Source organism: Rhodococcus sp. IEGM 1305 (genome assembly GCF_030058635.1).
Classification (GTDB): Bacteria; Actinomycetota; Actinomycetes; order Mycobacteriales; family Mycobacteriaceae; genus Rhodococcus_F; species Rhodococcus_F opacus_D.
The window spans coordinates 59,767-70,180 of record NZ_JASHKX010000033.1 but is presented as its reverse complement, the minus strand read 5'-3'; the positions used below and the strand labels follow the sequence as shown (position 1 = coordinate 70,180).

9 protein-coding genes are annotated in these 10,414 nt (G+C 66.5%); 6 read left to right on the top strand and 3 right to left on the bottom strand.

The annotated features are described in order from the left end of the window. The first annotated feature begins 231 nt into the window (after positions 1–231). The 4 genes from ehuB to ehuA are packed head-to-tail and all read left to right on the top strand — an operon-like array spanning position 232 to position 3,292. Positions 232–1,116, top strand: coding sequence for an ectoine/hydroxyectoine ABC transporter substrate-binding protein EhuB (ehuB, locus tag QM693_RS29995; RefSeq protein WP_280779159.1), 885 nt, complete (start codon positions 232–234; stop codon positions 1,114–1,116). Between the two features lie 22 nt (positions 1,117–1,138). Next, a complete protein-coding gene (gene ehuC / locus QM693_RS29990; protein WP_005262075.1) occupies positions 1,139–1,870 on the top strand; it encodes an ectoine/hydroxyectoine ABC transporter permease subunit EhuC in 732 nt (243 codons plus the stop codon). Next, positions 1,867–2,511, top strand: a complete 645-nt coding sequence (ehuD, locus tag QM693_RS29985) for an ectoine/hydroxyectoine ABC transporter permease subunit EhuD (RefSeq protein WP_283354158.1) — start codon at positions 1,867–1,869, stop codon at positions 2,509–2,511. Before ehuC ends, ehuD begins: the two co-directional genes overlap by 4 nt. 19 nt (positions 2,512–2,530) lie before the next feature. Next, positions 2,531–3,292, top strand: a complete 762-nt coding sequence (ehuA, locus tag QM693_RS29980) for an ectoine/hydroxyectoine ABC transporter ATP-binding protein EhuA (RefSeq protein ID WP_011596790.1) — start codon at positions 2,531–2,533, stop codon at positions 3,290–3,292. A 7-nt stretch (positions 3,293–3,299) separates the two neighbouring features. Here the strand turns inward: ehuA and QM693_RS29975 are convergent, their stop codons facing one another. Next, entirely contained in the window at positions 3,300–4,304 is a 1,005-nt protein-coding gene (locus QM693_RS29975) for a bile acid:sodium symporter family protein (RefSeq protein ID WP_283336391.1), read from the bottom strand. A gap of 83 nt (positions 4,305–4,387) precedes the next feature. On the opposite strand from QM693_RS29975, the gene QM693_RS29970 reads away from it, so the two are divergent. After that, positions 4,388–5,248, top strand: a complete 861-nt coding sequence (locus QM693_RS29970; RefSeq protein ID WP_280779157.1) for a LysR family transcriptional regulator — start codon at positions 4,388–4,390, stop codon at positions 5,246–5,248. A 40-nt stretch (positions 5,249–5,288) separates the two neighbouring features. On the opposite strand, the gene QM693_RS29965 is transcribed toward QM693_RS29970, so the two are convergent. Next, positions 5,289–6,863 carry a hypothetical protein gene (locus QM693_RS29965; RefSeq protein WP_283354157.1) on the bottom strand — a complete coding sequence of 525 codons (1,575 nt, stop codon included), beginning with the start codon at positions 6,861–6,863 and terminating at the stop codon, positions 5,289–5,291. A gap of 314 nt (positions 6,864–7,177) precedes the next feature. On the opposite strand from QM693_RS29965, the gene QM693_RS29960 reads away from it, so the two are divergent. Then, positions 7,178–8,560: an MFS transporter gene (locus tag QM693_RS29960; protein WP_283354156.1), complete on the top strand. Its 1,383-nt coding sequence runs from the start codon at positions 7,178–7,180 to the stop codon at positions 8,558–8,560. Between the two features lie 3 nt (positions 8,561–8,563). Here the strand turns inward: QM693_RS29960 and QM693_RS29955 are convergent, their stop codons facing one another. After that, on the bottom strand, positions 8,564–10,255 hold the full coding sequence (locus QM693_RS29955; protein WP_283354155.1) for a PucR family transcriptional regulator: 1,692 nt from the start codon (positions 10,253–10,255) through the stop codon (positions 8,564–8,566). Between the last annotated feature and the right edge of the window lie 159 nt (positions 10,256–10,414).

Here is a 10,414-nt window from a genome sequence, read left to right as displayed (position 1 = left end):
CCGAACATCCGTTACCGAAAGCCCCCCAACCTTGTTGGGGGGCTTTCGGCATTCCTGGGGACATTCGCCGACCGCATTTGATAACGCTGCGGTAACGTCCCCCCGGTTCCCCTATGGCAGGTCCTTCGCCTGCGTAACGTGGCCCGGGCAGATCCGTTGGGATCGTGCCGTGCGGTGCGCGTCCTCCCGGATCACCCGAGGTGACGAAGGGAATCTGTGGTGACGAGCACGATGTCGAAACAACGTCCGGTAGTCAGGGCGGCTGTCGCCTTCGCGGGCATGATGGTGGCCGCCGGCTCCCTGGCGGGGTGCACGAAGACCGACACGACCAGCGGCGGATCACTCCTCCAGCAGCTGCAGGACAGCGGAACGGTGACCGTCGGCTTCGCCGGCGAGGCCCCGTACAGCTTCGAGCAGGACGGCCAGCTGACCGGCGCCACCGTGGCTCTGCACCGCGAGATCTTCAAGAACCTGGGCATCGACAACGTCGAGGGCGTGAGTACCGACTTCGGGGCACTCATTCCCGGGCTGCAGGCCCGCCGCTTCGACGTCGTCAGCGCCGGAATGTCGATCCTGCCGCAGCGGTGCGAGCAGGCAGCGTTCAGCGAGCCGGAATTCAACTACACGACCGCGCTGATGGTGCCCAAGGGGAATCCCGCGAAGCTCACCGACATGCAGTCGGTGCAGCAGAGCGGGGTGCGGATGGCCGCGATGACCGGGGCGATCGAATCGGACTACGCGCAGCAACTCGGGATCGATGCGATGCAGGTGGCGTCGCCGCAGGACGGAATGGACGCCGTCGCCAACGGGCGAGCCGATGTCTTTGCGCTCACCGGAATCTCACTGAACTGGCTGGCGCAGAACAACCCGCAGGCCCCGGTGGAAGTGACCAGCTCGTTCGTCGCCGAGATCGACGGGGTACCTCAGGTCGGTGCCGGCGGCACGGTCTTCCGCAAGGAAGACACCGAGTTGCGCGACGCGTACAACGCCGAGCTGGCCAAGATCACCTCCGACAAGGACAAGTACCTGTCCATCGTCGGACCGTTCGGATTCACCGCGGAGGAACTGCCCGATCCGAACCTGACCACCGCCAAACTCTGCGGCGGGGCCGGCTGATCGTCGGAGAGGTCTGCTGCCTGTGAAGGAGAACATCGACGCCTTTCTGGACGCGTGGCCGAGCATCCAGGAAGGGATCGTTGTCACGCTCCAACTGACGGCGGGCGGTGCCCTCCTCGCGTTCGTCCTCGCGCTCGCGCTCGGGCTGGCCGCCCGTGCGCACAACATCGTGATCAGGGGATCGGCGCGCGCGTTCATCGAATTCTTCCGGGGCACTTCGCTGTTGGTGCAGCTGTTCTGGTTGTTCTACGTGGTTCCGCTGTTCGGCTACCTCATCGACCCGGTGCTCTGCGGGATCCTCGCGCTCGGGCTGAACTACGGCGCCTACGGAGCCGAGGTGGTTCGGGGCGCGATCAACTCGGTGCCGCAATCGCAATGGGAGGCGGCGACAGCGCTGGACTTCAGTCACTGGCAGCGGTTGCGCCGGGTGGTCTTCCCGCAGGCCTGGGCCGAGATGATTCCTCCATTGACCAACCTCCTGATCCAGCTCCTCAAGGGCACAGCGCTCGCGAGCTATATCCTTCTGCAGGACTTGACCTTCGAGATCGACCAACTCCGGCAGACGACCGGAAACACGCTCTTCGCGTTCGGCGTCGGGCTCGTCATCTACTTCGTCATCGGCTACGTACTGACACTGGTGATGAACGCGCTGGAGGTGCGGGCGAAGAATCGCCTCGGCACGGGACCGTCGCTGCGTGAGATCTTCAGCCTCGCACCCACCGACCCACGGGGACTGGAGGCCGCGAAGCAATGAGCGTCCAGTGGAGTTGGGACCGAGCGTTCGAGGCACTGCCCGTGCTGCTCGAGGGTTTCAAGATCACCGTCATCGCCACCGTTCTCGGGTTCCTGATCTCCGTCGTTCTCGGCCTCGTCATCGCCTTGATCCGGCAGGCCGCGCCGCGATGGGTGAGTGTCCCGGTCCGCGCGATCAGTGAATTCATCCGGCTGACCCCGCTCGTCGTGCAACTGCTGTTCGTGTACTACACGTTCACGGGACTGTCGCCGCTGCAGATCGGTGTCGTCGTACTCGGAATCCACTATTCGACGTACATGGCCGAGGTGTACCGGGCGGGAATTGAAGCGGTGCCCGTCGGCCAGTGGGAGGCGGCGCGGGCGTTGTCCATCGCGCCCACCCGGACGTGGCGTGCGATCATCCTGCCGCAGGCCATCCGTCGCGTCGTCCCGGCGCTGGGCAACTACGCGGTGTCGATGTTCAAGGACACCCCGTTCCTGTTCGCCATCACGGTGGTGGAGATGGTGACGGCCGCGCAGCAGTTCGGCGCCCGACATTTCCAGTACCTCGAACCGTTGACGCTGGCGGGTGTGATCTTCCTGGTCGCCAGCTACCCGACGTCCCTGCTCATACGGCGATTGGAGAGACGTCTTGCCCGATGACGCGAGCACAGCAACCCCGATGATCCGATTCGACGACGTAGTGAAGCAGTTCGGCGACCACGTCGTGCTCGACCACCTGGACTTCCAGGTCGCGCGCGGTGACCGGGTGACCCTGATCGGTCCGAGCGGATCGGGGAAGACGACCATCCTGCGACTACTCATGACCCTCGAGAAGGTGAACGAAGGCGTCATCTGGGTGGACGGGGTACCTCTGACGCACGAGGAGAAGGGAAGCAAACTCGTGCCGGCGTCGGAGAAGTACGTGCGCCGGATACGACGCCGGATCGGCATGGTCTTCCAGCAGTTCAACCTGTTCCCCAACATGAACGTGATCGAGAACATCACCGAAGCGCCGATCCACGTGCTCGGGCTGGACAAGGCCGCGGCCGTGACGAGGGCACGCGAGTTGCTCGAGACGGTCGGTCTGTCGGACAAGGAAACCGCGCACCCGACGCAACTGTCCGGTGGCCAGCAGCAGCGAGTCGCGATCGCGAGAGCGCTCGCCATGGACCCCGACATTCTGCTGCTCGACGAGGTCACGTCGGCGCTGGATCCCGAGTTGGTGGCGGACGTCCTCGACGTGCTGAGGAACGTCGCGCGCACCACCGACATCACGATGCTGATCGTCACGCACGAGATGCAGTTCGCGCGGGACGTGTCGAACCGGGTGATGATGTTCGACGCCGGGCGGGTCGTGGAAGAAGGCGACCCGGCGACGATCTTCACCGCGCCGAAGAACGAGCGCACCAAAACCTTCCTGAAGGCCGTACTGGCCGAATGATTCCCGGCTAGCTCGAACTGGTCGCGAGTTCTGTCTCCTCGGTGGCGGCGCGTCGGGCCAGCCGGCCCGCCATCCACGCGCACACCAGCAACTGCAGTTGGTGGAACAGCATGAGCGGCAGCACGATCAGGCCGATCGGCTGGCTCGCGAACAGGACGGTGGCCATCGGAAGTCCGGTGGCGAGGCTCTTCTTCGACCCGCAGAACGTGATCGTGATCTGGTCGGCGCGGTCGAAGCCGAGTCGCTTCGACCCGAACCACGTGACGGACAGGACCACGGCGAGCAGCACCGCGCACACCGCGAGCAGAGCGAGGAGCCGGCCGACGGACAGTGTGCCCCAGATGCCCTCGTTCATTCCCTCACTGAATGCGACGTAGACGACCAGCAGGATCGATCCCCGGTCGACGAGCTTGAGCGGTGCGCCGTGCTTCTTCACCCAGGGACCGATCCACCGCCGCACCGCCTGGCCGGCGATGAACGGCAGCAGGAGCATGACGAGAATGCCGATCGCGGAGGACGCGTCGAAGCCTGCCCCCTCGCTCGTCATCAGCAATGCCACGAGGAGCGGTGTCACGAAGATGCCGAGGATGTTGGAGAACGAGGCGCTGACGATGGCGCCGGGCACGTTGCCCCGGGCGATCGACACGAAGGCGATCGACGACTGGACGGTCGACGGCAGCAGGCAGACGTAGAGGAGGCCCAGGTACAGCGGTTGGGTCAGGATAGTCGGGACCAGCACGCGCGCAGCGATTCCGAGTAGCGGGAAGATCACGAACGTCGCGGCGAGGATGGTGACGTGGAGACGCCAGTGACGCAGGCCGTGCAGCGCCTCCTGCGTGGACAGTCGGGCGCCGTAGAGGAAGAACAGAATTCCGACGGCAACCTTCGTGGCCCACGTGAACGCGGTCAGGGCCGTGCCGTCCGCGGGGATCAGGCTGGCGATCCCGACGGTGATCAGGATGCCGAGAATGAACGGATCGAGTCTTCTGAGCAGCGGGATCTTCGTCAGCATGGTTCGACCGTAAGCAACGCGCGGATATTTCGAAAGACGATAGTCGCGTTTACTGTAATGCCGAACTGTGATAACAATGGGTGATGTTCGATCCCGTTCATCTGCGGAGCTTTCTCGCGGTCGCGCGCACCCGCAGTTTCACGGCCGCGGCCCGGCGCCTGAACCTGCGGCAGTCGACGGTCAGCCAGCACGTGGGAAAGCTGGAACTGGCCGCCGGGCGCCGCCTGTTTCTGCGGGACACGCATTCGGTCGAACTGACCGCGGACGGCTCGGTGATGGTCGGTTTCGCGACGTCGATACTCGAGCGGCACTCGGACGCCGAGCGCTACTTCACCCAGTCCGGTGTGCGGGGACGCGTCCGGTTCGGGGCGTCCGAAGATCTGGTTCTGCACGAGCTACCTCATATTCTGGGCGAGTTCCGCCGCAGCCATCCGCTCGTCGATCTCGAACTCACAGTGGCGTTGAGTGAAGTGTTGTTCCGGCAACTGCACGAAGGCCGGCTGGACCTGGTGTTCGGGAAGCGGCGCAGAGGAGACCGGCACGGCGAACTGGTGTGGACCGACCGGTTGGCGTTCTTCGCGGCCCCCGACTTCGTTCCGGATGCAGAGGGGCCGGTGCCGCTGGTGACGTATCCGCCGCCGTCGATCACGAGGGAAGCGGCGCTCGACGTCCTGGAGAAGTCCGGGCGCGGTGCGCGGGTGGCCTGCGTGACGGACAGTTTGAACGGGTTGCGGGCCGCGTGTCTTGCGGGTCTCGGCGTCGTGTTTCACGCGGAGACCCTGCCGCCCGCAGGACTGGCGCCGGTGCGGATGCGTTCGCGCGACGAGTGGGGACCCGCCGTCGACGTCGAATTCGTGCTGGAGGCCCGCCGGAGTGTTCTCAGCGAACCGGAGCAGGCGCTGCGCGCCGCCATCCTCGAGAATGCGGATCGACTGCGCGCGTGACCTCGGCGGGAAAATCGCCCCCACCGAGGCCGTCGAACTGTCAGAAGATGAGCACGGACAGCGCGGTGGACAGCACCAGGCCGGACACCACGGGCACGAAACACTTCCTGGCGAGTTCGAGGACGGGCACACGGGCGAAGCCGGCCACCGCGATCAACGACGACCAGGCGACGAGCGTTCCACCGCCGGACCAGATGTTCCCCATCTGACCGATCGCGGCCAGAGTTGCGGGGTCCATCCCGACGGCAGGCCCGAGCGCGCCCGCGAGTGAACCGGTGAGCGGCAGCCCGGTGAATCCGGAGCCCTCGAGGCCCGCGATCATGCCGATGGCGAGGATGCCGAACGACGTGACGAACGCGTTCTGCGGCAGGTGGGACTGCGCGGCGTTCACCAGGTCGAAGAGCAGCGTCGGGCCGGTCGCATCCGCAGGAAGCCCGAGAATGGCGGCGGAGAAGTCACCGTTGCCGATGAAGAAGAATCCGGCGATCGGGATCACGATGCCCATGGCCTTGAATGCGAAGACCAGACCGTCGATCAGGTGCTCGGACGTCGTCTCGAGGAAACCCTTCTTGTCGTTGGTCGCGGCCGCGGCGAAGAGGATGAGCGCGGCGATGCCGCCGACCATCGCCGCCGCGTCGCCGCCCTTGAGGTCGGGCACCAGATCGGTGAACTTGCCGACCATGAGGTAGACGATGAACGCCAGATACGCGGTGGGCACCAGTACTGCGAAAGTCTTTGCGGCGCGGATGCTCTTGAACGTGTCGTCGATGACCTGCCGGGCGGAGGCCGTGACGGGTTCGGCGAGGACCGCCGTCGACGTCGGGGGAGCGGCACTCGTCGCCGCTTCGGCCGGTGCACGATCGATCGCGCCGCCGCCGGTGGGGGTAGCACCGGCCTCGGGGGCGTCGCCGCCGGGCTTGCCGAAGTCGCTCTCCGCGCGTGCCTCCCAGTCGGTGAGCAGTTCCGGTGCGGGGCGGCGCATGTGCCTGCGCTGCGTGAAGTAGGCGATGAGGAGTGCGGTGAGACCGACTATCAGGGACATCACCAGGGCGCGGTCCGCGACGACGTCCGGATCGACTCCTGCCGACTTTGCCGACAGGCCCGGCGCCACCTTGATGATGTAGTCGGACGACAGCGCCATGCCCTGCCCGCAGATCGCGATCGCCATGCCGACCGCCATCGGGGGAAGGCCGGCGCGGATGGCGACGGGGATGAGGACGGCTCCGATCAACGGAACCGCGGGGGTTGGCCAGAAGAACAGCGAGATCGTGTAGGTGACGATGGCCAGGACGATGAAGCTGCTGGTGCCGCCGCGCATGACGCGCCGGAACGGGGCGACCATCAACCGGTCGGCTCCCATCTGCCGGAGGGCGCCGAGCATCGCCGTCACCAGCGAGATGATGAGGAAGATGTTGAACAGCTCGCGGGCGGCCACGAGGCTCGCGTTGAAAATCGACGCGAGACCGGTGACGAGGCTGTCGGAGAACACGAAGGCGGTCAGGAACGTGCCGATGACGGCGGGGACGACGATGTTCTTCCGCATGAGCATCGTCCCGAGGATGACGATGATTCCTCCGAGATACACCCAATGTGCGGCGGTGAGACTTACATCCACGGTGCGCCCCTTCGAAATAGGTACAGACTAGTGGCACTAGTCACAGTGCAGTGATACTGCGCGGGGCGTTTTCCAGGGTCAACGTCCAGAGTGCACATCGATAACCAGCGTATTTGTGCATTGTGCCCGGCATTTTTCGCCGGGATTGCTTGTTGTCACGCGCAAGTAAAGGAATGCTCGGCAGAAGCCGTTTCACGGAATCCTGTGTTCATAATTAGGCTTGCCTAACCAAACTTGGCGAGCGGGCCGCGGTAAGGGATTCCGGCGAGAACTGGCATCGCCGGAACGCGAATTCTCGGATGAAAGTGGACTCTATGAACACGGCGGTCGGTCAGGCTCAGAGTGCAACCGCGGGTGACGAATGCGGACCCGGCACGTCGCCCGCGCTGGCGGCGCTGCTCGCCGGAACGTTCGTCGGCACGGTCAGCAACAACATCGTCAACGTCCCGTTGAACGCGATCCTCACCGACTTCGACGCCGGTCTCGGCAGCGGCATCTTCGTCGTCGTCGGATTCCTCCTCACCTTCGCTGCGACGATGCCGCTGGCCGGGTGGATCGGAGACCGGTTCGGGCGCAGGCGCGTGTACTGCGCCGCCCTACTGGGAACTGCGGCCTGTTCGCTCGGTGCGGCGCTCGCACCGTCCCTGCCCGTGCTCGTGCTGTGGCGGTCGCTCGGCGGGATCGCCGCGGCCGCGTTCGCGCCCGCGGTCATGGGCCTGATCGCGTGGTTGTTCGGGCCCGCACGGCGAGCGCGCGCCGTCGGCGCCTGGGCTGCGGTGAACGGGATCGGGCAGGCCGTAGGCCCGTCCATGGGTGGAATCGTCAGCGACTGGTGCGGCTGGCGGTGGGCGTTCGTGCCACTGGTGCCGGTCGCCCTGATCGGGTACGCCGCGACCCTCCGCTACATCCCGCGCTACCCCGGCAAGAAGATGCGGCTCGACGTGATCGGAGCGTCCACCGTCACACTCGGCGCGGTCCTGCTGATCCTCGGCCTCACGACCGTCTCGATGGAGCAGGTACCCGCCTGGGTCAGCATCACGACCATCGGCGCCGGAGTCGTCGTCACGGCCGGGTTCGTGCTCCACTGCCGGCGGGCGGCGAACCCGTTCGTGCCCATCGACCTGGTGATCGAATCGCGGTTCCTGCGTAGTGCGCTCGCTGCCTTCACCCAGATGTTCGCGCTGGGAGCCCTGCTGCTCGCGCTTCCGCTCTACCTGACGGGCACGGGCAGTTCGACCACGCAGGCGGGGCTGATGCTCTTCGTGCTACCGGTCGTCATGACGTGCGTGGCGCCCGTCGTCGGGCGTCTCGTCGACAGGATCGGGGCCCGGGTGGTGATGCGAACCGGTCTGGCGGTGTTGGTCAGTAGTCAAGTGGCCCTGGCGATCACGTTGTCCGCGGACGTCCGGAACCCGGTCGCCGTCGGCGCCGTGCTCCTCGTCGCCGGAGTGGGGATCGGCATGGTCCAGACACCCGCCGCGGCCGGTTCGACCCGATCGCCCGCCGGGGCCGTCGGAACCGGCCTGGGACTGTTCAACCTCATCCGCTTCGGTGGCTCGGCCGTGGGCGCCGCCTGGGTGGGCGTGGCCGCGCACCTGTCGGCCGATCCGTACGGACTGCTGTTCGCCGTGGCGGCCGTCGTTGTGCTCGCCGGACTGGCCGGGACGTTCGCCGGCGAGAACCCGGTGGCCGGCTGAGGGCTAGCGGGTCACGATCTCGTGGTTGACGGTGTCCTGCACCTGGGAGAGCAGATCGAGACGGAGAGCCAGCCACAGCGTGAACTGGTTCTCGGGTTCCCGGATATCCATGCCGATGAGCCGAGACGTGCGATCGAGCTTGGCGATCATCGTGTTCCGGTGGATCCGGAGGCGCCGTGCGGCGGCGTTGATGTTGCCGCCCTCCTCGAGGTAGGCGAACAGCAACTCCTCGGTGTCGGCATGCGAACTCGACGCCCGAAGGGGACCGAGAACGTCACGGATGAGCCGTCGGCTCTCGTCGGTGTCGGTGGCGCGGGCGAGCACACTGAACCCGCGAAGGTCGTTGTAGGCCACCGAACCGGACAGTCCGAGCCGCTGGGCGATGCCCAGGGTGATGCGGGCCTCGCGGTAGCTTTCCCCGACATCGCGGGCACCCGCCGCGGGACGTCCGTGGGCCACCGGAATCCGCTGACCCAAACGGGTTTCGAGATCGAGCGACATGGCGTGGGCGTACTCGCTGATCTCGGATTCGACACCCGGCGTGTCGACGGAGCTCAACGATCGGATCACCACGAGCACGTCGCCGATGACGGTGACGTGCGAACGTACGCCCGGACGCGGCAGGACGCCGGCGGCGTACCGTGCCAGCCGGACCATGCTCGCGCCGGGTCGTCCCGACGCCCGGTCGACGAGACCGGGGGCGACGAACACGATGTAGTGCAGGTCCAGATCGATCTCGTGCAGCGCGGCCCGGGTGCGCAGGTCGTGGTCGTTGGCGAAGTTTCCGTGCACGAGGGCCTGGACGAAGTCTCCGCGCGCCCGCTCCTCGGCCTCGTCCACGCTCCGCTGCCGGAGCATCTCGGTGCCGATGATCGTTCCGGCCTGTTCGACGACCACCCGGTGCTGTGCGATGTCGTGTCTGCGGGGGTTCGCCCCGGGGACGACGACCACGATCCAGCCCTCGTAGCGGCCGGCGAGTTGCATGGCCCCGGCGACTGCCGTCGTGGGCGCGAACAGTCCCTCCGGATGCTCCAGGCGGAACACGTGAACGTTGTGCATCCGTGCCGGTGGTGATTCCTCGAGGCGCGGCAGGGCGTCCGCGAGAGCCTCCAGCAGGGCGACGGTGCCCGCGTCCTCGACGTCCGGGAGGCCGGCGTGCGCGAGGAGGCGTCCGCGGACGTCCAGGGCGACGGCGACGTCCGAGGTCAGCGTCGCGACCTCACGGATCAGCATCGGCAGGCCCGCGCCGCGGTGCAGCAACCCCGCAAGCGACTGGTGCACGGTGAGGGCGTAGCGCATCACGTGCGCTTCCTGGGTGAGTGCGCGCTCGGCGAGGAGCCGGTTGAGTGCGGTGAACCCGACGGGAAAACCCAGCTCCACGACCGTGAGTCCGGTCGGCCAGACCGTGCCCACGGGCGCCGACCCGTCGACGAGAAGGACCCCGGCGCCCCGCGCCACCAGCGACTCGAGTTCACGTCCGTGCGCGGACAGCGTCTCGGGCCGGGTGTACACAGCGACCTCGGCGAGGGAATCGGGCCTGCTCAGCACCTCACCCCACGGCAGGCACCACGTCACCGGACCGCTCAGGGCGTCCGTGCCGGACAGCAGCCGGGCCGACGCGAGCAGGGGCTCTTCCAGCAGGCCGCGTAACGACAGTCGCTCGTCCTCTGCGGCCGGTGTCGTGGTGTCGTCCACTGCGGACCCTCCTCGGGTGGTCGAGAAGTGCAGTATGGCGGAGCGCACGCCTGCACTGCCTATGCACTATGCCCTGATTTCGCCGAGAGTGCCGGATAGTTTGACCATGGTTCCTCCGGCGATGCCGGTGATAGAAATCGGTGCATCACTTCCTCCCGA

What these genes read in the sequence shown, in the direction of transcription:
- QM693_RS29960 (WP_283354156.1), top strand. Translation starts at nt 7,178, where the DNA reads ATGAACACGGCGGTCGGTCAGGCTCAGAGTGCAACCGCGGGTGACGAA.
- QM693_RS29970 (WP_280779157.1), top strand. Translation starts at nt 4,388, where the DNA reads ATGTTCGATCCCGTTCATCTGCGGAGCTTTCTCGCGGTCGCGCGCACC.
- QM693_RS29975 (WP_283336391.1), bottom strand. Translation starts at nt 4,304, where the DNA reads ATGCTGACGAAGATCCCGCTGCTCAGAAGACTCGATCCGTTCATTCTC.
- ehuB (WP_280779159.1), top strand. Translation starts at nt 232, where the DNA reads ATGTCGAAACAACGTCCGGTAGTCAGGGCGGCTGTCGCCTTCGCGGGC.
- ehuA (WP_011596790.1), top strand. Translation starts at nt 2,531, where the DNA reads ATGATCCGATTCGACGACGTAGTGAAGCAGTTCGGCGACCACGTCGTG.
- ehuD (WP_283354158.1), top strand. Translation starts at nt 1,867, where the DNA reads ATGAGCGTCCAGTGGAGTTGGGACCGAGCGTTCGAGGCACTGCCCGTG.